Raw genomic sequence first — 20,475 nt, 5'->3', positions numbered from 1 at the left:
GCATGAGTGACGACGCCTCCACCGCTGCCGCCGGCCGGATCCCCAACAAGGGCAAGCTGGCCAAGGACCTCAACGAGGTCATCCGCTACACCCTCTGGTCCGTCTTCAAGCTCAAGGACGCGCTCCCCGAGGACCGCGCCGGCTACGCCGACGAGGTCCAGGAGCTGTTCGACCAGCTCGCCGCCAAGGACGTGACGGTCCGCGGCACGTACGACCTGTCCGGTCTGCGCGCCGACGCCGACCTCATGATCTGGTGGCACGCGGAGACCGCCGACCAGCTCCAGGAGGCGTACAACCTCTTCCGCCGCACGAAGCTGGGCCGCGCGCTGGAGCCGGTCTGGTCGAACATGGCGCTGCACCGCCCCGCCGAGTTCAACCGCGCGCACATCCCGGCCTTCCTGGCCGACGAGACGCCCCGCGACTACATCAGCGTCTACCCGTTCGTGCGCTCCTACGACTGGTACCTGCTGCCCGACGAGGACCGCCGCCGCATGCTCGCCGACCACGGCAAGATGGCCCGCGGCTACCCGGACGTGCGCGCCAACACGGTCGCCTCCTTCTCGCTCGGCGACTACGAGTGGATCCTCGCCTTCGAGGCCGACGAACTGCACCGCATCGTCGACCTCATGCGCCACCTGCGCGCCTCCGAGGCCCGCATGCACGTCCGCGAGGAGGTCCCGTTCTACACGGGGCGCCGCAAGGACGTCGCGGAGCTGGTGGCCGGGCTGGCCTGATCAGGGCGCCGGGCTCGGCTCCGGTTCCGGGCGCGGGGCGCACGACGCGTTCCGCGCCGGGAGCCGGCCCTCCAGCAGGTACGCCTCCAGGTGGCCGTTGACGCAGGCGTTCGGTCCCCCCGCGATGCCGTGCGTACCCGCGTCCCGCTCGGTGACCAGGACCGAACCCGACAGCCTGCGCCGCAGCTCCAGCGCACCCTCGTAGGGGGTGGCCGCGTCCCGCTCGGCGGCCAGGATCAGCGTCGGCGGCAGCTCACCGGGCACGGTGCGCACGTCGAGGGGCCGCTGCCGGGGTACCCGCCAGTAGGCGCACGGCAGGTTGGTCCACACGTTGTCCCAGGTCTCGAAGGGCGCCCGGCGCGCCAGCCGCGTGTTGTCCCGGTCCCAGACCTCGAAGTCGGTCGGCCAGGCCGCGTCGTTGCACTCGACGGCCGTGTACACGGCGTTGGAGTTCTCCGCCCCCTTCGCGCCCTTCGCGGTCCGCGTCCCCGCCTGGTCGATCAGCGGCTGCGGATCGCCCTTCAGGTACGCCGACAGCGCCTCGGCCCGGTGCGGCCAGTAGTCGTCGTAGTACCCGGCCCGCAGGAACGCCCCCTGCAACTGGGCGGGGCCCACCGTTCCGCCGGCCGGCTCCGCCGCGAGCCGCTCGCTCGCCTCCTCGTAGCTGTTCTGCACCTGCCTCGGCGTGTCCCCGAGGCCGTACACGGCGTCGTGGCCGGCGATCCACGCCTTGAAGTCGTCCCAGCGGTCCTCGAACGCCTCCGACTGCTCGAGGTTGTTGCGGTACCAGACCAGCGACGGGTCCGGATTCACCACGGAGTCGAACACCATCCGCCGCACCCGGGCCGGGAACAGCTCGGCGTACAGGGCCCCGAGGTAGGTGCCGTACGACGCGCCCATGAAGGACAGCCGCTCCTCGCCCAGCGCGGCCCGCACCACCTCCAGGTCACGGGCGTTGTTGAGCGAGTGGTAGTGCCGCAGCGACTCCCCGGCGCGGGCGGCGCAGCCCCGCGCGTACGCCTCGGCCTCGGCGGCGCGCTCCTTCTTGTACGCGTCCGAGGGCTGCGTCGGGGCCGGGCGCGGGCCCTTGAAGAAGTCGCCGGGGTCCTGGCAGGACAGCGGCGCGGAGGGCGCGACCCCGCGCGGCGCGTATCCGACCAGGTCGTAGGCGCCCGCGATCCGCTTCCACTCGGGCACCAGGCCGACCAGCGGGAACTGCAGGCCCGAGCCGCCGGGACCGCCCGGGTTGTAGAGGAGGGCGCCCTGTCGCGGCACCTTGCGCTTCGGGTTCCCCGGGTCCTTGTGGGTGGCCCGCACCCGGCTGACGGTGAGCCGGAGCTGCTTCCCGTCGGGGTGCGCGTAGTCCAGGGGCACCCCGACCGTGCCGCAGCGCATGCCGCCCGGCAGGTCCTTGGCCTTCGGGCAGCTGCCGAACTCGATGCCGGCCGCCGCCGCCCGCCCGGCCGCCACGGCGGTGCCGCGCGCCTCGGCCGAGCCGTGGGCGGGCGGGGCCGCCTGGGCCGGAGTGGTGGTGGCGAGGGTGGTCAGCAGCAAGGACCCGGCGGCCGAGTAGAGGGCGGCAGCTCGCATCGCGTATCCCTTCCGTGGCACGGGGGTGTCACAAGGGATGTTTGGTTCGCCCGCCGGGCAGGGCAAGCACCGCCCGCGGGTGTCGGCGCCGAGTGCCTCCGTACGCCCCCGGCGCGTCGGCGTGTCGGCGGTGGCCGGTCAGAACCGGCGCCCGCGGTCCCCCTCGGTGTACGCCTCGCGGTGGGCGAAGGCCGCGCGCAGGTCCGGCTCGCCGATCGCGTGCACGCCGCGCACGGCGACGGAGGTGAGGTAGGTGCGCTCGTCGGCGGAGCCGTCGGCGTGCTGGACGAGGCTGCCGATCAGCCGCTGCCCGGCCGGGGAGGCCCAGCGGGAGTACGGGTGGATCTCCATCCGGGTGATGGCGAGGCAGCCCAGGGTCAGGGCGAGCGGCAGGGCGAACCACAGAGCGATCAGCGTGCGCGGCTCGTGCGCGGGCAGGGGCAGCGCCAGTGCGGAGACGGCCAGCGCGCACACGGCCACCGCCGCGACCCGTACCCGCCGCACTCCGGCCGCGATTCCGTCGGAGCCGCCGTCCGGTACGGCGAGACCGGCGCCGACCAGCCGGTCGGCCAGGCCGCGTATCGGGTCGGCCGTGGCGGCGGTGGCCCGGACCGGGGCTATCCGGGACTGTCCCTCGGGGCCTATCGCCCCTATGACCGACCGCTCCATGTCGTCGCGCCCGCACGGGTCCACGACCGTCGCCCAGCCGGTGTGTGCGAGCAGCAGCCGGCGCTGGCGGGCCATCGAGACCAGCGTCAGGTCGGCCACCCGCCGCGGGCCGCCGGACAGGAACGCCGCCTCGTACAGCGTCAGCGCGTGCTCCCGCGCGGGGGTGCGCGGGGCGACGGCCGCCGCGCGCACGGCGGCCAGACACAGCCGCAGGCACGCGAGGCCGGCGACGGCCCAGGCCGACAGGAGGAAAAGGACCCAGAACATGCCGTACTTCTATGCCAAAGGCTTTCGCCGGCGCCATGGCCTGTTCACATTTCGGGACGCAGTGTTGTGGGTATGTGACGTTCCGTTTGGTGATGTCCCGGACCGGCCGCGTCCGGGTCAGCGGCGCAGCAGGACCCGCCTGGTCGCACGCGCCCACCGCACCCCCGGCCGCCTCGACCGCGGCACCGGCCCCGAGCGCTCCAGCCACCACTCCCGCAACTCCCGCCGCACACCGGCGTCCTCCGCCGCGGGCCCCGCGTCCGCGCTCAGCAGCCGCTCTGCGAAGTCGAGGGCGTCCCGTCGGTAGCCCGCGCCCATCGGGCATCCCCGCGCGTAGGCGAGGAACGCCGGCCGGTACGCCGGGCCGAGGATCACCGGCAGTTCGGGCGCGACCTTCGCGACCACGTCCGCCCGCTTCCCGGCGAGCGCCCGCGCCTGTACGCCCAGCCGCACCCGGTCGAACCCCTCGGGCGCCGGCGCCCCCGCGACCAGCGCGGACAGCAGCGCGGCCTGCGCCAGACCGAGCCGCTGCCGTACGGCGTGGTCCGCCGCGTCCGCCGCGTCCGCCCCGGGCGGGGCCGCCTGCGCCACGGACGCGTCCCGGTCGGCGCGCCCTCCGCTCTCGGCCCGCCCCCGTGCGACGGCGTCGCGGATCGCCTCCACCTCCGCCTCCAGTTCGCCCGCGCCGGGGAAGTTCTCGTCCCGCTCCAGCAGGACGCCGGGCGGTGCCACCCGCGAGGCGAGGTCGGTGAGGATGTCGAGCACCGGCCGCGGGACGGGGTGGGCGTGGCTGTCGTGCCAGACGCCGTCCCGTTCGAAGCCGCCCGCGACATGGACGTAGGCGATGGCCTCCAGCGGCAGTTCGCGGAGCGCCTCGGCCGGGTCCGCCCCGATGTTCACGTGGTTGGTGTGCAGGTTCGCCACGTCGATCAGCAGCCGCACCCCGGTCCGGTCGGCCAGCTCGTACAGGAACTGCCCCTCCGTCAGCTCCTCGTCCGGCCAGGCGACGAGCGCGGCGATGTTCTCCACGGCGAGCGGCACGGGCAGTGCGTCCTGCGCGATGCGCACGTTCTCGCACAGCACGTCGAGCGCGTCCCGCGTGCGCGGCACGGGCAGCAGGTGCCCGGCCTCCAGGTGCGGGGAGGCGGTCAGCGCGCCGCCCGCGCGGACGAACGCGATGTGCTCGGTGACCAGCGGCGATCCGAGCGCCTCCGCGCGGTCGGCCAGCGCCGCCAGCCGTCCCGCGTCCGGCCGTTCGGCGCCGCCGAGACCGAGCGAGACACCGTGCGGCACGACGGTCACCCCGCGCTCGCGCAGCCGCAGCAGCGATTCCGGCAGATGCCCGGGACAGAGGTTCTCGGACACCGCCTCGACCCAGTCGATGCCGGGCATCCGCTCCACGGCGTCCGCGATCTCCGGACGCCACCCGATGCCGGTTCCCAGTCGTCGCATGGTCGTACCTCCTCCCCGTCGGTATGACGGGGGTATCGCCCGCCCGGCCCGCCGCCAACCGCGCGGGTGCCGTCTTCAGAGCAAGATTTGAGGGTGGGGAAATGTGAGCTCTGGGCGCGCATGGGCCGGCCCGCGTCGGCCGGGGCCACGTCGAGGCGTCCAGCGGACCGACGTCACCGGGGTGAGGACGGGCCGGCCGTCGTGGTGGCCGCGCCCACGCGGGCCTCGAAGCACTCCCGTTCGCCGTCGGCCGACGCGGGCCGGAAACAGGCCCGTACGGTGCTACCGGGGTGCACCTCGGTCATCTCGGTGTAGACGAAGGTCGCCGCGTCGTCCTTGTTCCTGATGCGCACGCCGTGGGTCGGGCCGTCCGCCGTGACGTCCACCCGGTCGCCGATCTCGGTCGCCCAGGTCCGGGCCCAGCTCGCACCGCACTTCTCACTGTGGCGCAGTTCGACGTGGGCGCCGGTGGCCGTGCGGTACGAGGCGAGGGTGTCGGGGCCGACGCCGCAGATCAGGCGCATCGGGTCCTGGCCCTCGCAGGCCGCACCCTGGCACAGGGGAGCGAAGGAGAACGGCACGGAGGCCGGCAGCGACTCGGCCTCCGGCGCCTCCGAGTCCGGCAACAGGAGGAACAGCAGGGCCGCGACGCCGCCCACGACCACGGTGTAGGCCGCCGCCAGCACCACCAGGAGCCTGCTTCGGCGAAGTCGCGGCCGCCGGGTCCCGTCGGGCGGTGGCAGCTCCTGGGGATGCGGCCGCGGCGACTCGTCCGGGGAAGCGGCGGGTGCGGTGGCCACCGCGCGTCCGCTCCAGTGCGATTCGGCGATCTCACGGAGTACGAGCAGGCGCCCGTCCGGTTCGTCCGCGAGCCTGCACAGTGCCTGTACGGCCTGTCGGGGCGGCAGGCTCTTGCCGTTGAGGTAGCGCTCCCAGGTGGACTTGCTGTACGGCGTGCGCTCCGCCAGCGCTGCCAGGCTCAGGCCCGCGCGGGCCCGCAGTTCCCGCAACGCCGCCACCAGCCGCGTGTGTTCCGTGCTCACTCGGGCGCCGCCCTGCGCAGTGCCTGCCAGGTCGGCGGGTCGATGACTCCGTTCACGATCAGTCCGTTCTGCTTCTGCATGCGTTCGACCGCTCGCCGCGTCTTCGGGCCGAAGACGCCGTCGATCTCTCCCGGCGCGGTACCCGCGCGGCGCAGCAGGCACTGGGCCTCGGCCACTTCCAGCCCCACCTGGGTGTTGGACAGCAGGATGTCCGTGGTGCTGCTCAGGCCCGCGGACCAGCGGGCGTCACGCCGCTCCAGCCGGCAGGTGTAGATGACCGGCACCAGGGTCTCCGACACGGTGGCCGGGACCGTCACTTCGGCGTCGGCGCGGTCGTGCGCGAGCTGGGCGCGGGCCTCGGTGAGCCGAACGGCCAGCAGGAGGGCCACGGAGACGGACAGCACCGTGACCACGGCTCCCGCCGTGACCGCCACGCGCAGAAGGCGCCCGTGGGGCTGCCGTTCGGTGGGGGTGTGGTCCGGTGTCGCGGAGGAGTCCTCGGGGGGTGCCGTGCCGGCCGTCCGCCCCTCCGCCCAGCGTTGGGCGGCGATCTCGTGCATCACCAGCAGCCGGGCCGGATCGTCATGGCAGATGCGGGCCATCGCCTCGACGGCTTCCAGGGGCGGCAGGGACCTGCCGTTCAGATAGCGCTGCCACGACTTCGCGCTGTATCCGGTCTTCACGGCCAGTTGCCGCGTGCTCAGCTCGCTGTGGTCCTTCAGCCTGCGCAGGCGCACGATCAGCTGGTGAACGTGCGGATGCAGCTCTGCGGGCAGTGCCTTCCAGCGCGACACGCTTCCCCCACTCGCGTTCCGGACCGCAGGACCGGCCCCCCGTGTCCTGGTCTCATTCTGCACCAGCGGTCCGGGGAACCGCCCCGCCGCCGGCCCCGCCCCGGGCGCGCACCCAGCCGCGCCCCTGTCGTCGAAGTCCCGCCACAGGGACACGGCGATCGGCATCCGCGCAGGTCATGGCGTGGGACGTCTCGGGACGGGGCCACCTCCGCGTCACCCGTGGACGGCCATCTCGCCGAACCCGCAGTGTCGTTGCGGAGCCGGCCGCCGCGGTCGGCTTCTTCAAGCGCACGTCATATCGAGGAGCACAGCATGCGAGCTCTCACCAAGACACTGGTCGGTGTCACCGCCGCGGTCGGCATCGCCACCGGCAGCCTCGCCACCGCGGGTACGGCCATGGCGGACACCTCACCCGCCCCGAGGCCGGCGGTCGCGGCGGTGGCCGCGTACAACAACCTCGGCCTCACCAAGAACCAGGCCACCGGCGTCCAGTGCTTCCTGAACACCTCGCCCACCGTCAACCTTGACGAGGACGGGTATCTCGGCCCGAAGAGCTGGGAGGCGATGCAGGAGTTCCTCAACAGGAGTTGGGGCCGGAACCTCGTCGTCGACGGCATCGTCGGCCCGGCCACCATCAAGGGGCTGCAGTACTTCCTCAAGCACGGCAACTGGGGGTACACCGGCAAGATCGACGGTATCGCCGGCGAGGGAACGCGTGCGGCGTTCGCCAGGTTCGGTCAGGCGACCGCGAAGCAGTTCTGCTAGGTCCTGTCCGGATTCCGCGTCATGAGTGCGGTGCGATGCGCGGAGCCAGAGCATCGCACCGCACGGGTGCGGTCCGGCCCCGGACGCTCAGCGCAGGTCGAGCCGCATCAGGACGCGCGGGTGTCCGGCCAGGGCGGAGGTGGTGTCGGCGGCGTGGACGAACCCGGCGCGCTCGAAGTTCCGCCGGAGCCCGGCGTACGCCATCGTCAGGTCGACCCGGGCGTCCCCGTTGTCCAGCGGGTACGCCTCGATCGCCGGAGCACCCTGGGAGCGGGCGAATTCGACGGCCCCGGCGATCAGGGCGTGCGAGATCCCCCGCTTCCGGTGTCCGGGCCGCACGCGGACGCACCACAACGACCAGACCGGCAGGTCGTCCACGTGCGGGATCTTGCGGTTGCGGGCGAAGGAGGTGTCCGCGCGCGGCGCCACGGCGGCCCAGCCGACCGGCTCGTCCCCGTCGTGGGCGAGCACTCCGGGAGGCGGCGCCGTCCGGCACAGCTCGGCGACGTACGCGCCGCGGGCCGGGCCGCGCAGCTCCTTGTTGACCTTGGAGGGGACGCGGTAGCTCAGGCACCAGCAGACGTTGGCTCCGGGCGACTTGGGGCCGAGCACCGCGCGCACGTCCTCGAAGACCGAGGCCGGGCGCACGTCGATGCTCATGCCCCCACGATGTCACGCGGCACGGGACTACGCCTCCGGCGCCCGCCCGGCGTCCAGGAACTCCTCCAGGAGCGGCACGAGCAGGGCCGTGCGCCGCATCAACGTCATGTGGGTGGTGCCGGGGAGGACGGCGAGGCGCGCGTCGGGGATCAGCTCCCGCATCTCGGCGGCGTGCTCCACGCGTACGAAGTCGCGGTCCCCGACGACCAGCAGCGTGGGTGCCGTCAGTCCGCGCAGGTCGTCGGCGCTCCAGGGCAGCGGGCCGTGGGCGGCCTGGGAGCACTTGTCGATGAAGTCCTGGAAGTGCTCGGGGTGCGGAGCGGTGGCCGCGTACGCGTCGGCCATCTCCTTGAAGTCGGCCTCGCCGGGCAGCAGCGGTGAGTCGTAGTCGGGGGTGCGGACCTCCTCGCGGTAGCCGTCCTGGGTGTACTGCGTGGCGGCGAGCACGAGCCGCCCCACCCGTTCGGGATGCCTGACGGCGACCTCCAGCGCGGTCAGCCCGCCCAGGCTGAACCCGAGCAGGTCGGCCCGCTCGATGCCGAGCGCGTCGAGCAGGCCGACGACGTCACCCGCGAGGTGGGGCACGGTGATGGCGCGGTCGACGTCGGCGGTGTGCCCGTGCCCCTGCAGCTCGGGGGCCACGATGTGGCGGCCGGGGGCGAGGGCGGGCAGCAGGGCGCCGAAGCTCAGTCCGACGGTGAGGACACCGCCGTGCAGCAGGACCAGCGGACGCCCGGTGCCGTCCCGGCCGGAGCCGTGGATCTCGTAGTACATCTCCAGGCCGTCGAGGAGGGCGTGGGCGGAACTGCTCGGCACGGTGATCACGTCCGTTTCTGGGAGGTACGCCTGCTGGATACACCTGCTGGGTAGACCGTCCCGCCTCGCGGAACTCATCGCATGCGCACCGCCGCGGCCGTCGTTCAGCGGGCGTCAACCGTTTGCGTATGCGGGTGGCCCACGCTGGCCGTGGACGGGTTCGGCGTCCGCCGGGGGAACGGGGGAACACCTTGCTGCGGATCCACTTCACCGGACAGGACCTGGAGAACATCAGACTGGCCCGCGGCCCCGATCCGCTGTGGGAGATCGTGTGCAGCGTCTGCCGCCTCCAGACCCGGGAGGGCGCGCTCGCCTTCGACCCGTGGCGGCGGCAGGTCAGGGCCCGGCTGCTGCACGACGGCACGGCCCGCCGGGCCGCGCTGGCGCTGCGTGGCCTGGTGCCGTTCGGAGCGTACTTCCCGGACTTCCTCACCCCGCCCGTGGAGGGCCACCACGTGACCCTGCGGGACGGCGTCGAACGGGTGCTCGCCACCCCGCGCGGCCGCCTCCGGCACGAGCTGGCCCTGCTGGCCGCGTCGGGCGCGCGGCCGGTCCCGGGCGCGGCGGCACTGGCCGGGGGCGACGTGACGGCGCTCGGGGTGCTGGGCGACGGCCTGCGCGCCTACGACGAGGCGCTGCTCGAACCCGTGCGCGACCGGATCGGGGCGGCCGTCGGCGCCGACCTCGCCTGGCGCACCCGGGCCCTGGTGACCGGTGGGACGGCCGCCCTGCTGGCCACCTTCCGGCCGATGGCGGTGTGGCGGCCACCGGTGCTCGAAGTGGACTATCCGGTCCGGCGCGACCTGCTCCTGGAGGGGCGTGGGCTGCTGCTCGTGCCCTCGTACTTCTGCTGGCGGCGGCCGATCACCCTGGTCGACGCCGGCCAGAGCCCCGTGCTGGTCTACCCGGCGGACAAGACGGTCGTCCCGGCGCCGGTCACCGGGTTCGCCGCGCTCACCGCCCTGCTGGGCCCCACCCGGGCCGCGCTGCTCCACGAGGCGGCCGGACGCGCGTGCGGGACGACGTCCGAGTTGGCGGCGGCGGTCGGCATCTCGCTGCCCAGCGGCAGCCAGCAACTGGCGGTGCTGCGCGAGGCGGGCCTGCTCACGACGCGCCGGGCCGGCAAGTACGTCCTGCACTCGGTGACCGCGCTGGGCCTGCGGCTGCTCGGCGACGATTTGGCTGGGCCCGAACAGTGGTGCGCGAACGGCACCCGCGCCAGGAACCTGCCGGTGCAGGAAACCGCAACGGAGGGAATCCCATGAAGCTCTTCCACCGCGCACTCGCCGGCGGCGCCGCGTCCGTCGCCCTCACGGCCGGACTGCTGGGCGCCGGCACGGGGGCTGCGTCCGCGGCACCGGCCGCGGACTCCCAGTACGGATGCCCGGTCGGGGCCGTGTGCATCTACCCGCAGGGCGAGTACTGGAAGGACAGCAAGCCGACCCACTTCTACTACTCCCGGGGGGTGCACAAGCTCTACAACCAGTTCGGAGACCACTGGGTCTACAACAACCAGACCGACGGCTGGACCGTGCGGCTGTGCACGGGCGGCAACGGCACGGGCTGCGGCGACCGCATTCCGCCGGACTGGGCCTGGAACCGCAACCTCACGCCCATCAACTCGATCAAGATCGAGTCGTAGCACCAGCCAACGCCGGGTGGTCCGCGACCACCGTGCACGAGCCCGGCGCGATCTCCGTGAACCCGGCGTCGCGGACCACCGGCAGGCCACTCGTGGTCAGGCCGCTCCAGCGGGCGGGATCCGGTGTGCGCACGGCCAGCGGGTAGCCCGCCGCACGCCACGCCGCCCGCGCCCCGGCGTCCAGCTCCCACCAGGCGAGCTGGGCGCCGTGGCCCGCCTGGGCCATGGCCTTGCCCGCCGACATGTCCAGGTCCGGGTTCATCCAGAGCACCGGCGCCGCGAGGTCGGCCTCGGCCGGCGGCTCCGGATCGTCGAGGTCGGTGCCGGAGACCTGGAGACGGGCCAGGTCCTTCGGCCAGCCGTCCAGCGGAACCGGGGGAAAGACCCGGACCTCCGCCGACCCGCCGCTCACCGTGATGCCGGGCAGCGCCTCGGCCCGCCGCCACTCGGCGCCGCGCGCCCGGCGCACCACCTTGCGGATGCGCGCGTCCTGCCAGTCCCGCACCGCCTGCGCCCACTCGCCGTCGCCGGCCGACCGCTCATCGCCGAGCATCACCAGCACCGCCCGGGCCGCGGTCTCCAGCGCGTCGGTACGGGCCGGCGGTGCCGCCCGCTCGATGCGCACCACCAGCGGCAGGACGAACTGCGGCGCGAGGTCGCGGTCGCCGGGTTCGGGGCGGAAGGGGCTGTCGGGGACGGGCGTCGTCGCTTCGTTGCTCACGCCCCCAGTCTGCCAATCCGCGTGCCGGTCAGCCCGAGCAGGCCGTGCGCTGCGCCTCCTGCCACTCGCAGACCGGGCAGTAGGTGATGCCCTTGTACGACTCCGGGTACTCCGTCGGTTCCCGGCACAGCACGCACTCCGCGTACGGCGGGCCGTCGGCCTTGGGCGGCCGGGTGGCGTCGATGAGGCAGTAGCCGTCCGGACCCCGTTCGTCCGGACCCTGGTCGTCGTCGCTGTTCATCTCTCCAGCGTAGGCCCGTCAGGCGCGGCCGTTCGCGGTGCCGATCAGCTCCGAGACCTTCACGAAGCGGTAGCCCCTCTCGCGCAGCTCGGGCACGATCGTCCGGACCGCCCGCTCGGTCACCGGGGCGGCGCTGCGCGTGCAGTGCATGACGACCACCGACCCCGGCTTCGCGCCGTCCAGCACCTCGCGGGCCACGGCGTCGGCGTCCGTCGCGAACGCGTCGCCGCTCACCACGTCCCACTGCACGGCGGTGACGCCGGCCGCGGTCAGCTCCTTCAGCGCCGCCTTGTCGTAGCAGCCGCCCGGGAAGCGGAAGTACGGCATCGCGTCCGGCACCCCGGCCTTCCGGAACGACGCGTACGCCCGCTCCAGGTCCGAGCGCATCCGGTCCCGGGACACGGTCGGCAGTCCGTAGCAGTCGTCGGTGTAGGCGTAGTGGCTGTAGGAGTGGTTCGCGACCTCGAACCGCGGGTCCCGGCCGATGGACCGGGCCGCGTCCGGGTACTCCTCGGCCCACCGGCCGGTCATGAACACCGTGGCCGGCACCTTCAGCCGCCGCAGCGTCGCGATCAGCCCGGGATTGTCGAAACGCTCACCCGACGCCGCCCGGGGCCCCTGGTCGGCGGTCATGTCGGCGTCGAAGGTGAGCGCGACCGTCTTGCCGGCGGTGCGCGAGCCGTGTTCGAAGACGGGGGTCAGACCGGCCGGGCCGGGCGCGAGCGTCGGTGGCCGGGAGGGTTTCGACGGGGCGGTGGAGGGCGCGCTGGGCGCCGGCCGGGGCGCCCGCGGGGACTCGGAGGTTCCGCAGGCGGCGAGGGCGGCGCCCAGCACGCAGAGGGCGGTGGCACGACGTACGAGAGTGATCACCGTACGAACGTATGAGTACGTTCGTCGGTTTGTACGACTATGGGGCGTGACGTGCCCCGAGGCTCACCCTCCCGGGCCTACCCGCGCCAGGGACCCGTGACCGCGAAGGTGGTGCCGGGTGTGTAGCAGTTCACGTACATCGTGTCGCCGTCGGGGGAGAAGGTGACCCCCGCGAACTCGCCCCACTCCGGCGCCTCGGGCGTCCCGATGTTCTGGGCGCCCCGGGCCATCGCGTACACCTCGCCGCGCCGGGTCACCCCGAACACGTGCTGGGCGCCCCCGCCGTCCTCGCAGACCATCAGGCCGCCGCTGGGGGCCAGGCAGATGTTGTCCGGGGACTCGCCCGGCAGCTGCACGTCGGTGTCCGGACCGAAGACGATCACCAGGGTCAGGCGGCGCCGTTCGGGGTCGTAGCGCCAGATCTGCCCGTAGTGGTCGGCGGCCGAGCCCTCGTCGCTGTGGGCGAAGGACGACACGAAGTACACGCACCGACCGCCCCAGTAGCAGCCCTCCAGCTTCTGCGCGTGGGTGATGCCGCCCCGGCCGAAGTCCTGGAAGCGGATCGGCGTCCCGGCGGCCAGCGGGTCGGGTACGTCCACCCACTCGATGCCGTCGAATTCGGCGCCCGTCTCCTGGATCGAGGACAGGTCGGGCACGCCGGGCACCCGCATCGCCTGGAGCCTGCCGCCCGCCCGCAGTGAACCCCGGCCGCCGAGCGGCTTCTCGGGCAGGAACCGGTAGAACAGTCCGAACGGCCGCTCGAACGCGTCCTCCGTCTCGTACACGACGCCGCGCCGCGGGTCCACGGCGATCGCCTCGTGCTGGAAGCGGCCCATCGCGGTCAGCGGTACCGCGCCGGTGCGGTGCGGGTCGACCGGGTCGACCTCGAAGATGAAGCCGTGGTCCTTCGTGTAGCCGTTGGTGCCGGCCTTGTCCTCGGTCTCCTCGCAGGTCAGCCAGGTGTGCCAGGGCGTGGGCCCGCCCGCGCAGTTGACGGCCGTACCGGCGATCGCGACCCGCTCGGACAGCACGCGGTTGCGGGAGTCCAGCGCCAGCGCCGTACAGCCGCCCTTGCCCTCGGGGTCGTAGGTCAGGCCCTTGACCGTCGGGACCGGGACGCGGCCGTCCTCGCGGTTCTCGTGGTTGCGGACCAGGTGGACCCCGCCGTGCCGGCCCGGGAAGGCGGCCATGCCGTCGTGGTTGGAGGGCACCGGGCCCTCGCCGGAGCGCAGCCGGTCGCCCTCGCGGGACAGCACCCGGTAGCGGAAGCCCCTGGGCAGGTCGAGCAGGCCGTCGGGGTCGGGCACCAGGGGGCCGTAGCCGGTGTGGCCCAGGGTCTGGGCCGCGGCGGTGCCGGCGAAGAGTTCGGAGAGGGCCCCGGTGAAGGCGATGCCTGCGCCCAGGGCTCCCGTGCGGGCGAGTACCTGACGTCGGGTCGCGTCGTTGCTGGACATGGTCATGGGGGGAAACCTTCCTGCTGGCGGACAGGATTGTGACCCCGCCGTGTCTATCACCTGCCAGGAGTCCCGGGAACCACGCGCGTAGCACGTGTCACTGCTCCACGGGGTGCTCCTGGGCCCTCTCCAGGAACCGCAGCAGCTCCACCGGGAAGGGCAGTACGAGGGTCGAGTTCTTCTCGGCGGCCACCGCCACCACCGTCTGCAAGAGGCGCAGTTGCAGCGCCGCGGGTGTCTCGGACATCTCCCGCGCCGCCTCCGCGAGGACCTTCGAGGCCTGCAGTTCGGCGTCGGCGTTGATGACCCGGGCCCGGCGCTCCCGGTCGGCCTCGGCCTGCCGGGCCATCGAGCGCTTCATGGTGTCGGGCAGGGACACGTCCTTGATCTCGACCCGGTCGACCTGGACGCCCCACCCCACGGCCGGGCTGTCGATCATCAGCTCCAGGCCCTGGTTCAGCTTCTCCCGGTTGGACAGCAGGTCGTCCAGCTCGCTCTTGCCGATGATCGAGCGCAGGGAGGTCTGGGCCATCTGGGAGACGGCGAAGCGGTAGTCCTCGACACGGACCAGCGCGTTGGCCGCGTCGATCACCTTGAAGTAGACGACGGCGTCCACCCGCACGGTGACGTTGTCGCGGGTGATGCCCTCCTGGGCGGGCACCGGCAGGGTGACGATCTGCATGTTCACCTTGTGCAGCCGGTCCACGACCGGCACCACCATCGTGAACCCGGGCCCGCGCACCTCGCCCGCGAGCCGCCCGAGGCGGAAGACCACCCCGCGCTCGTACTGCTTGACGACCCGCGCGGCCGAGACGACGTACACCACCCCGGCGCTTCCCACCGCCGCGGCCGCGGTCAGGAGCTCCTCGAGCATGACGGCCTCCTCGCCAGAGGTCCGGTTCATCTGCTCCTGCCACGATATTCCCGACGCCCGGTCCGGGGCCACGCCCCGGACCGGGGTGTGCTGGGGTGTGCCGCTACACCGAGACCGCCTTCGGCGGTTCCGTGACCGTCACCGGTTCCGTGCCGGCGGTGCTGTGCCGTTCGGCCCAGTTCTCCAGGGCCGTGCGGCAGGCGTGGTCCAGGTGGTGCAGGCCGGACAGGTCCAGCTCGACCGGGCGGTCCTGCGGCAGCGACTCCAGGCTCTCCAGGATCTTCGGCAGCCGCAGGAAGGTCGCGTTGCCCGACAGGTGGGCCTGGACGGGGCCCGCGCCCTTGTCGACGATCTCCAGCTTGAGGTGCGAGGCCTCCCAGGCGGTCTTGACCACGGACAGGGCCAGACCGATCAGCACGCCCTCGAACATGTTCACCGCGACGATCGACACGGCCGTGACCACCAGGATCAGCGCCTCGCCCCGGTGCTCCCGCCACAGCGGCACGATGCCGCGGAACGGGATCAGCTTCCAGCCCGCGTGGACCAGGATGCCGGCCAGCGCGGGCAGCGGGATCAGGGCCAGCGCGGACGGCAGCAGCGCGGCGAACAGCAGCAGCCACACGCCGTGCAGCACCCGGGACGCCTTGGTCTTCGCACCGGCGCTCACGTTGGCGGAGCTGCGCACGATGACCGCCGTCATCGGCAGCGCGCCGAGCACACCGCACACCGTGTTGCCGGCGCCCTGCGCCATCAGCTCCTTGTTGTACTCGGTGCGCGGCCCCTTGTGCAGCCGGTCCACCGCGGCGGCGCTGAACAGGCTCTCCGCCGACGCGATCAGGGTGAAGGCGACGATGGTGCCGAGCAGCCCGATGTTCGCCAGCTCGCCGAAGGCGTCGGCGCCGGGCGGCTGGATGGAGTCCAGCAGGCCGTTGACCTCGACCGTCGCGACCGACAGGCCGAACACCGCCGTGACCGACGTGGCCAGGACGACCGCGGCCAGCGCGCCCGGCAGGGTCTGCGCCCGCTTCGGCAGCCGCTTCCACAGCACCATGACCGCGACGGTGCCGGCGCCCAGGGCGAGCGAGGTGAGCGCCTCGGTGCTGCCCAGCGCGTCGGCGGCGGCGCCGGGCAGCCCGGTGAGCTTGTCCAGGCCGGAGGCGGGCGCGTCGAGGCCGGCGGCCGCGTAGAGCTGGCCGGCGATGAGCACCAGGCCGATGCCCGCCAGCATGCCCTCGACCACCGACAGGGAGATCGCCCGGAACCAGCGCCCCAGCTTCAGGGCGCCCATCGCGAGCTGGAGGAGACCGGAGGCCAGCACGATCACACCGAGCGCGGGCAGCCCGTACTGGTCGACCGCGCCGAAGACCAGCACGGTGAGGCCGGCGGCCGGGCCGGACACCTGGAGGCTGCTGCCCGGCAGGAGTCCGGTGACCAGGCCGCCCACGATGCCGGTGACCAGGCCGAGTTCGGCCGGGACACCGGAGGCGACGGCCACGCCCACGCACAGCGGGAGCGCGACCAGGAACACGACGAGGGAGGAGGTGAAGTCCTGCCGCCAGTGCGGGAACTTGGCTATCCGGTTCATGCCGGCGCTCACAGGGTCTCGAACGCGTCGGTGTCCGCGCTGTGTTGGCGTACGGCTCCGGTGTGGACCTCGTAGTACCAGCCGTGCAGCCGCAGCCGGCCCTCCGTCAGGCGCTGTTCCACGCAGGGGTAGGAGTGCAGCCGCTCCAGTTGCGCCAGGACGTGCTGCTGCACGGCCTCGGCGACGGTCGGGTCGGCGGGGTCGCAGGGCTTCGGCTCGTCGGCGGCGTACGCCAGCCAGTCGCGCACGGCGGGTACGGCGCTCAGGTCGTCGCCGCGCACCAGCGCGCCGACGGCACCGCAGTGCGAGTGGCCGCAGACCACGATGTCGCCGACGCCGAGTACCGCCACGGCGTACTCGATGGTGGCGGCCTCGCCGGAGGGGTGTCCGGTGCCGTGCGGCGGGACGATGTTGCCCGCGGTGCGCAGCTCGAAGAGCCGGCCGGGCCGGGCGCCCGTGATCAGGGCCGGGACGACCCGGGAGTCGGAGCAGGTGATGAACAGTACTTCGGGCGACTGGCCTTCGGCGTGCCCGGCGAACTCCTCAGGGCGCTGTCCGAACGTACGGGCGTTGTCGATGAGGGGTTGCATGATGCGGGTTTCCTCCTGGCGCGCAGTGGGGGCGCGTCGGATGGGCAGGACAGATGTGGGGGATCCGGCCGTCCCTCAGCAGCGGAAGACCTGAAGTGCCGCCGGGGAGTGGCCCGTCGAGGGTCTGGACCGGTGGTCGGTGTGCCGCCCCGACGTGGCCGGCTCGGTCCACGCGAGCGGGCGCCCGGGTGGACCGGGCGGGGGCGTCGCGGTGGTGCGGTGCCGGTCGCGGACGCGCGCGGCGTCGTGGGCGTCCGCGGAGCGGCCGCTGTCGTGACAACCGGCCCGCTCGTCGTACGGCGCCGTGCCGGAGAGGGTGGTTCCGGGGTGGGCGTTGGCCATGGCATCACGGCTCGTATGCGCGAATGCGAAGGAAGTGGCCGGAGCGAACAACAGGAGCACGACCAGGACGGCGGCGGGGAACGGAATCCGCGTCCGCGCCGTCGTGCCTCGGAACATGCGCCCCCCTCCAGGCATTTCACGCCTTCGATGTGTGCCGGTGCATGGTCGGTGCACGGTCATCGCTTGGTCAACGCATGGTCAATGCGTGGTCAAGAAACACGTTAACCCTGCAATGAGCTTTGCAGGGTTAACGTAGCGTTACGAGCTGAAGAGAGCCTGAAAATCGAGGGCGGTTGGCGCGAAGCGGCCGTTCTCAGGGCGCGTCGGGGCCGTCGACCAGGCGCGCGGCGTCCCGGGCCAGCGCGGTGAGCCGGGAGATCGCCCGGAAGTACTTCTTGCGGTAGCCGCCCTTCAGCATGTCCTCGCCGAAGAGCTGGTCGAAGGGGAGCCCGGACGCGAGGACGGGCACCTCGCGGTCGTAGAGGCGGTCCGCGAGCACCACCAGGCGCAGCGCCGTCGACTGGTCCGGGACCGGGCGCACCCCGGTGAGGCACACCGCCGCGAGGTCGTCGGTCAGGGCGCCGTAGCGGCTGGGGTGGACGCGGGCGAGGTGGTCGAGGAGCGCGCCGAAGTCGTCGAGCGAGGCGCCCGCGGTGGCCCGCGCCGCCCGGGTGACCTGCTCGTCGGTGTGCGGCGCCGGGGCCTCCGGCAGGCCGCGGTGTCGGTAGTCCTCGCCGTCGATGCGCAGGGTGCGGAAGTGGGCGGACAGGCCCTGGATCTCGCGCAGGAAGTCCACCGCCGCGAAGCGTCCCTCGCCGAGCTTGCCGGGCAGCGTGTTCGAGGTGGCGGCGAGCGCCACGCCGGCCTCGACGAGCCGGGCGAGCAGGCTGGAGACGAGGACGGTGTCGCCGGGGTCGTCCAGCTCGAACTCGTCGATGCACAGGAGGCGGTGCCCGGAGAGGGTCCGCACGGTCTGCTGGAAGCCGAGGGCGCCGACGAGGTTGGTCAGCTCGACGAAGGTGCCGAAGGCCTTGCGGGAGGGGTCGGCGGGGGTGGCGTGCCACAGGGAGGCCAGCAGGTGGGTCTTGCCGACCCCGTAGCCGCCGTCGAGGTAGACGCCGCGGGGGCCGGCCGGGGCCTTCGGCGCCCTGCTCCGCCCGAACCCGAAGAACCCGCGCCGCCCGGCACCCGCGCCGGACGCCTCGCCCAGCCCGCCCGCGAACTCCTCCAGGACCCGTACGGCCTCGTGCTGGCTGGGCTGGTTCGGATCCGGCACATAGGTCCCGAACCGCACCGAGTCGAACCGCGGCGGCGGCACCATCTCGGCGACCAGGTGGTCGGCGGGCACATGCGGCTCACGAGCACACAGGGACAACGGATCGGCCCCGGCTATCGGGGTGGACCCGGGGCCGGCGGCGGAGGAGGAGGGCGACACGGTGGTCCATGGTAGGCCCTGTGGACCCGGGGCCCCGGTCGAGCGGCCGGCGCCCCCGGTGCCGGCGGCGGCCCTGGGCCGGGGCGCCCCCGGCGTCGGTGGCGTTCCCGGGGCTGGTGCGGACGTGCGGCCGGGGCCTTGCACGCGGGCCTGTCCGCCGGCGTGTGGGCCGCGCGGCCGAACGCGGCAGATCTTGATCCCGTCGGCTCCGCCGCAGCCCAGCCGCAGCCGCAGCCCCAGCCGCCGACGGCTCCGGGGCCGATGCGGGCGTGCGGCCGGGGCCTTGCACGCGGGACCTGCCGGGAGCGTGCGGGTCCGGCGGCGCGTGGACTCCCGCGGCGATGTGACGGACCTCGGCGCCAACAGGACCCCACCGGCGGATCCGGGGACGGTCCGGGTTCCCTGGGCGTGGAAGACTGCGTCGCATGCGACGTCTGTTCCCTGTGATCGATCAGGCAGCCGGCCCCGGGGCGGGCCCTGGCCCCGACGGGGGTGACCGGGAGTGGAGCCTGGCCGAGCTGGCGGAGGCCTACGCCTATCCCGTGCCGGACGGGCGGCGTGCGGCGTGGCTGCGGGCCAACATGGTGTCCACCCTCGACGGCGCCGCCCAGCACGAGGGCCGTTCCCAGCCCATCTCCAGCGCGGCCGACATGCGCGTCTTCGGCACCCTGCGCGCGCTGGCCGACGTGGTGGTCGCCGGCGCCGAGACCGTACGGCAGGAGGGGTACCGGCCCGCACGCGCGCGTGCGGAGTTCGCCGAGGCGCGGCGGGCTGCCGGGCAGACGCCCGTGCCCGCGGTCGCGGTGGTCAGCGCGAGCCTGGAGCTGGACCTCACCCTGCCGCTGTTCACCGCCCCGCTGGTGCCCACGCTGATCCTCACCGGGGCCGCCGCGCCCCCGGAGCGGATCACGGCCGCCGAGAAGGCGGGCGCCCGGGTCGTGATCGCCGGGGACGGTGCCGGTGTGGATCCCGTCCGGGCCGTCGGCGCGCTGGCCGCGCTCGGACACACCCGGCTGCTGACCGAGGGCGGCCCACGGCTGCTGGGCCAGTTCGTCGCGGCCGGCGTGCTGGACGAGCTGTGCCTGACCGTCTCCCCGATGCTCACCGCCGGGGACGCCCAGCGGATCGCGGGGGGACCCCCCGTCGGGGTGCCGCGACGGTTCGCGCTGGCGTCCCTCCTGGAGGAGGAAGGTTTCCTCTTCAGCCGCTACCGGCGGGACTAGGACACCCCGTCCCGGGCAGACGACGGCCACCGGACACGGGTCCGGTCGTACCGCCCTCCGGAAATCGGCGGAACCATCCGTTCCGTTTGGTCCGCGCCGGGCACACTGATTCCGGCAGTACCCGGGCGATCACGGGGCAGGATGGTTTCCGCAGGGTCCGGTACGGCCTACGGAGGGTGGGCCCACGGGCCCTCGAAGGAGAAGGGGCGCCTGGTGTTCACAAGCGTTTTGATGATCGAGAAGGCCCTGACGTCCGCCGACGTGGAGTTCGTCACCACCTTGCACGGCGAGGAGACGGTCGCCTTCCACGTGCTGCTCCAGCCGCGCGGCGATCAGGCCGACAGACTGCTGAGAGCGATCGACGACGTCGCGCTCGGCGAGCTGGACGACGCCGTCCGGGAGGGTGAGACGCCCGAGGGCGACGACGCGCAGAGCGTCGGCCGACGGGCACTGGAGGTGTCCCTCACCGCCCTGCGCGCCTCCGGCGCCGAGGCCGACGGCCGGCTGATCGAGGACCATCCGCTGGACGAGCTGAAGTCCCTGGTCCTGGAGATCGGCGCCGACGAGGTGATCGTCCTGACGGACCCCCACTACGTGGAGGAGTTCTTCCACCGCGACTGGGCCTCCCGGGCCCGGCACAAGGTCGGCGTACCGGTCCTGAAACTGTTCTCCCACAGCAAGGCATAGGCTGGTGCCGCGCCCCCGCCC

At 73.4% G+C, this 20,475-nt stretch carries 22 protein-coding genes; 6 read left to right on the top strand and 16 right to left on the bottom strand.

Going from position 1 to position 20,475, the window contains the following annotated elements:
• Positions 1 to 2 precede the first annotated feature (2 nt).
• Positions 3 to 734 (top strand): hydrogen peroxide-dependent heme synthase, encoded by a 732-nt coding sequence (gene hemQ / locus ACGF3J_RS10345; protein ID WP_161332426.1) that lies wholly within the window; start codon positions 3 to 5, stop codon positions 732 to 734.
• On the opposite strand, the gene ACGF3J_RS10340 is transcribed toward hemQ, so the two are convergent.
• The 5 genes from ACGF3J_RS10340 to ACGF3J_RS10320 form a co-directional block, all read right to left on the bottom strand.
• On the bottom strand, positions 735 to 2,324 hold the full coding sequence (locus tag ACGF3J_RS10340; RefSeq protein WP_393853883.1) for an alpha/beta hydrolase: 1,590 nt from the start codon (positions 2,322 to 2,324) through the stop codon (positions 735 to 737).
• A 138-nt stretch (positions 2,325 to 2,462) separates the two neighbouring features.
• Positions 2,463 to 3,260 carry a TIGR04222 domain-containing membrane protein gene (locus ACGF3J_RS10335; RefSeq protein ID WP_393853882.1) on the bottom strand — a complete coding sequence of 266 codons (798 nt, stop codon included), beginning with the start codon at positions 3,258 to 3,260 and terminating at the stop codon, positions 2,463 to 2,465.
• Between the two features lie 117 nt (positions 3,261 to 3,377).
• Positions 3,378 to 4,712, bottom strand: coding sequence for a DUF692 domain-containing protein (locus tag ACGF3J_RS10330; RefSeq protein ID WP_393853881.1), 1,335 nt, complete (start codon positions 4,710 to 4,712; stop codon positions 3,378 to 3,380).
• A gap of 173 nt (positions 4,713 to 4,885) precedes the next feature.
• Complete coding sequence (locus ACGF3J_RS10325; protein ID WP_393853880.1) at positions 4,886 to 5,755, bottom strand: helix-turn-helix domain-containing protein; 870 nt, start codon at positions 5,753 to 5,755, stop codon at positions 4,886 to 4,888.
• Complete coding sequence (locus tag ACGF3J_RS10320; RefSeq protein WP_393853879.1) at positions 5,752 to 6,549, bottom strand: peptidoglycan-binding protein; 798 nt, start codon at positions 6,547 to 6,549, stop codon at positions 5,752 to 5,754. Before ACGF3J_RS10320 ends, ACGF3J_RS10325 begins: the two co-directional genes overlap by 4 nt.
• A 312-nt stretch (positions 6,550 to 6,861) precedes the next feature.
• On the opposite strand from ACGF3J_RS10320, the gene ACGF3J_RS10315 reads away from it, so the two are divergent.
• Positions 6,862 to 7,314 carry a peptidoglycan-binding protein gene (locus tag ACGF3J_RS10315; protein ID WP_393853878.1) on the top strand — a complete coding sequence of 151 codons (453 nt, stop codon included), beginning with the start codon at positions 6,862 to 6,864 and terminating at the stop codon, positions 7,312 to 7,314.
• An 87-nt stretch (positions 7,315 to 7,401) separates the two neighbouring features.
• Here the strand turns inward: ACGF3J_RS10315 and ACGF3J_RS10310 are convergent, their stop codons facing one another.
• Both ACGF3J_RS10310 and ACGF3J_RS10305 read right to left on the bottom strand, forming a co-directional pair.
• Positions 7,402 to 7,974 carry a GNAT family N-acetyltransferase gene (locus ACGF3J_RS10310; RefSeq protein ID WP_393853877.1) on the bottom strand — a complete coding sequence of 191 codons (573 nt, stop codon included), beginning with the start codon at positions 7,972 to 7,974 and terminating at the stop codon, positions 7,402 to 7,404.
• Between the two features lie 27 nt (positions 7,975 to 8,001).
• Positions 8,002 to 8,799 carry an alpha/beta fold hydrolase gene (locus ACGF3J_RS10305; protein ID WP_393853876.1) on the bottom strand — a complete coding sequence of 266 codons (798 nt, stop codon included), beginning with the start codon at positions 8,797 to 8,799 and terminating at the stop codon, positions 8,002 to 8,004.
• A gap of 182 nt (positions 8,800 to 8,981) precedes the next feature.
• Between ACGF3J_RS10305 and ACGF3J_RS10300 the strand changes: the two genes are divergently transcribed.
• Together ACGF3J_RS10300 and ACGF3J_RS10295 are read left to right on the top strand one after the other, a co-directional pair.
• A complete protein-coding gene (locus tag ACGF3J_RS10300; protein ID WP_393853875.1) occupies positions 8,982 to 10,055 on the top strand; it encodes an ArsR/SmtB family transcription factor in 1,074 nt (357 codons plus the stop codon).
• On the top strand, positions 10,052 to 10,432 hold the full coding sequence (locus tag ACGF3J_RS10295) for a hypothetical protein (RefSeq protein WP_161331010.1): 381 nt from the start codon (positions 10,052 to 10,054) through the stop codon (positions 10,430 to 10,432). The genes ACGF3J_RS10300 and ACGF3J_RS10295 overlap by 4 nt, the downstream gene beginning before the upstream one ends.
• On the opposite strand, the gene ACGF3J_RS10290 is transcribed toward ACGF3J_RS10295, so the two are convergent.
• From ACGF3J_RS10290 to zapE, 9 genes are all read right to left on the bottom strand, one after another.
• Entirely contained in the window at positions 10,416 to 11,153 is a 738-nt protein-coding gene (locus ACGF3J_RS10290; protein WP_393853874.1) for a peptidyl-tRNA hydrolase, read from the bottom strand. The two genes, ACGF3J_RS10295 and ACGF3J_RS10290, sit on opposite strands and share 17 nt — an antisense overlap.
• A 28-nt stretch (positions 11,154 to 11,181) precedes the next feature.
• Positions 11,182 to 11,394 (bottom strand): hypothetical protein, encoded by a 213-nt coding sequence (locus tag ACGF3J_RS10285; protein WP_393853873.1) that lies wholly within the window; start codon positions 11,392 to 11,394, stop codon positions 11,182 to 11,184.
• A gap of 18 nt (positions 11,395 to 11,412) precedes the next feature.
• Positions 11,413 to 12,264 carry a polysaccharide deacetylase family protein gene (locus ACGF3J_RS10280; RefSeq protein ID WP_393853872.1) on the bottom strand — a complete coding sequence of 284 codons (852 nt, stop codon included), beginning with the start codon at positions 12,262 to 12,264 and terminating at the stop codon, positions 11,413 to 11,415.
• Positions 12,265 to 12,341: 77 nt separating this feature from the next.
• Entirely contained in the window at positions 12,342 to 13,724 is a 1,383-nt protein-coding gene (locus ACGF3J_RS10275) for a PhoX family protein (RefSeq protein ID WP_161331014.1), read from the bottom strand.
• Positions 13,725 to 13,815: 91 nt separating this feature from the next.
• Positions 13,816 to 14,592 (bottom strand): slipin family protein, encoded by a 777-nt coding sequence (locus tag ACGF3J_RS10270; RefSeq protein ID WP_161331015.1) that lies wholly within the window; start codon positions 14,590 to 14,592, stop codon positions 13,816 to 13,818.
• Positions 14,593 to 14,695: 103 nt separating this feature from the next.
• A complete protein-coding gene (locus tag ACGF3J_RS10265) occupies positions 14,696 to 16,177 on the bottom strand; it encodes a SulP family inorganic anion transporter (RefSeq protein ID WP_161331016.1) in 1,482 nt (493 codons plus the stop codon).
• A gap of 8 nt (positions 16,178 to 16,185) precedes the next feature.
• The gene (locus ACGF3J_RS10260) at positions 16,186 to 16,767 is read right to left on the bottom strand and encodes a carbonic anhydrase (protein WP_161331017.1); all 582 of its coding nucleotides are present in this window, start codon (positions 16,765 to 16,767) and stop codon (positions 16,186 to 16,188) included.
• Positions 16,768 to 16,842: 75 nt separating this feature from the next.
• Entirely contained in the window at positions 16,843 to 17,226 is a 384-nt protein-coding gene (locus tag ACGF3J_RS10255) for a hypothetical protein (RefSeq protein ID WP_393853871.1), read from the bottom strand.
• 196 nt (positions 17,227 to 17,422) lie between these two features.
• The gene (gene zapE, locus ACGF3J_RS10250) at positions 17,423 to 18,544 is read right to left on the bottom strand and encodes a cell division protein ZapE (RefSeq protein ID WP_161331019.1); all 1,122 of its coding nucleotides are present in this window, start codon (positions 18,542 to 18,544) and stop codon (positions 17,423 to 17,425) included.
• A gap of 425 nt (positions 18,545 to 18,969) precedes the next feature.
• Between zapE and ACGF3J_RS10245 the strand changes: the two genes are divergently transcribed.
• Together ACGF3J_RS10245 and ACGF3J_RS10240 are read left to right on the top strand one after the other, a co-directional pair.
• Entirely contained in the window at positions 18,970 to 19,767 is a 798-nt protein-coding gene (locus ACGF3J_RS10245; protein WP_161331020.1) for a pyrimidine reductase family protein, read from the top strand.
• A 213-nt stretch (positions 19,768 to 19,980) separates the two neighbouring features.
• Positions 19,981 to 20,454: an indole-3-glycerol phosphate synthase gene (locus ACGF3J_RS10240; protein ID WP_185832646.1), complete on the top strand. Its 474-nt coding sequence runs from the start codon at positions 19,981 to 19,983 to the stop codon at positions 20,452 to 20,454.
• Positions 20,455 to 20,475: the final 21 nt, after the last annotated feature.

It is taken from the genome of Streptomyces sp. NPDC048171 (assembly GCF_043202655.1).
GTDB lineage: Bacteria > Actinomycetota > Actinomycetes > Streptomycetales > Streptomycetaceae > Streptomyces.
The sequence above is the reverse complement of the archived record's forward strand: the minus strand, read 5'-3'. Positions and strand labels throughout refer to the sequence as shown.

What these genes read in the sequence shown, in the direction of transcription:
- ACGF3J_RS10340 (WP_393853883.1), bottom strand. Translation starts at nt 2,324, where the DNA reads ATGCGAGCTGCCGCCCTCTACTCGGCCGCCGGGTCCTTGCTGCTGACC.
- ACGF3J_RS10260 (WP_161331017.1), bottom strand. Translation starts at nt 16,767, where the DNA reads ATGCAACCCCTCATCGACAACGCCCGTACGTTCGGACAGCGCCCTGAG.
- ACGF3J_RS10275 (WP_161331014.1), bottom strand. Translation starts at nt 13,724, where the DNA reads ATGACCATGTCCAGCAACGACGCGACCCGACGTCAGGTACTCGCCCGC.
- ACGF3J_RS10335 (WP_393853882.1), bottom strand. Translation starts at nt 3,260, where the DNA reads ATGTTCTGGGTCCTTTTCCTCCTGTCGGCCTGGGCCGTCGCCGGCCTC.
- ACGF3J_RS10315 (WP_393853878.1), top strand. Translation starts at nt 6,862, where the DNA reads ATGCGAGCTCTCACCAAGACACTGGTCGGTGTCACCGCCGCGGTCGGC.
- ACGF3J_RS10265 (WP_161331016.1), bottom strand. Translation starts at nt 16,177, where the DNA reads ATGAACCGGATAGCCAAGTTCCCGCACTGGCGGCAGGACTTCACCTCC.
- ACGF3J_RS10245 (WP_161331020.1), top strand. Translation starts at nt 18,970, where the DNA reads ATGCGACGTCTGTTCCCTGTGATCGATCAGGCAGCCGGCCCCGGGGCG.
- ACGF3J_RS10330 (WP_393853881.1), bottom strand. Translation starts at nt 4,712, where the DNA reads ATGCGACGACTGGGAACCGGCATCGGGTGGCGTCCGGAGATCGCGGAC.
- ACGF3J_RS10310 (WP_393853877.1), bottom strand. Translation starts at nt 7,974, where the DNA reads ATGAGCATCGACGTGCGCCCGGCCTCGGTCTTCGAGGACGTGCGCGCG.
- ACGF3J_RS10270 (WP_161331015.1), bottom strand. Translation starts at nt 14,592, where the DNA reads ATGCTCGAGGAGCTCCTGACCGCGGCCGCGGCGGTGGGAAGCGCCGGG.
- ACGF3J_RS10255 (WP_393853871.1), bottom strand. Translation starts at nt 17,226, where the DNA reads ATGTTCCGAGGCACGACGGCGCGGACGCGGATTCCGTTCCCCGCCGCC.
- hemQ (WP_161332426.1), top strand. Translation starts at nt 3, where the DNA reads ATGAGTGACGACGCCTCCACCGCTGCCGCCGGCCGGATCCCCAACAAG.
- ACGF3J_RS10285 (WP_393853873.1), bottom strand. Translation starts at nt 11,394, where the DNA reads ATGAACAGCGACGACGACCAGGGTCCGGACGAACGGGGTCCGGACGGC.
- ACGF3J_RS10295 (WP_161331010.1), top strand. Translation starts at nt 10,052, where the DNA reads ATGAAGCTCTTCCACCGCGCACTCGCCGGCGGCGCCGCGTCCGTCGCC.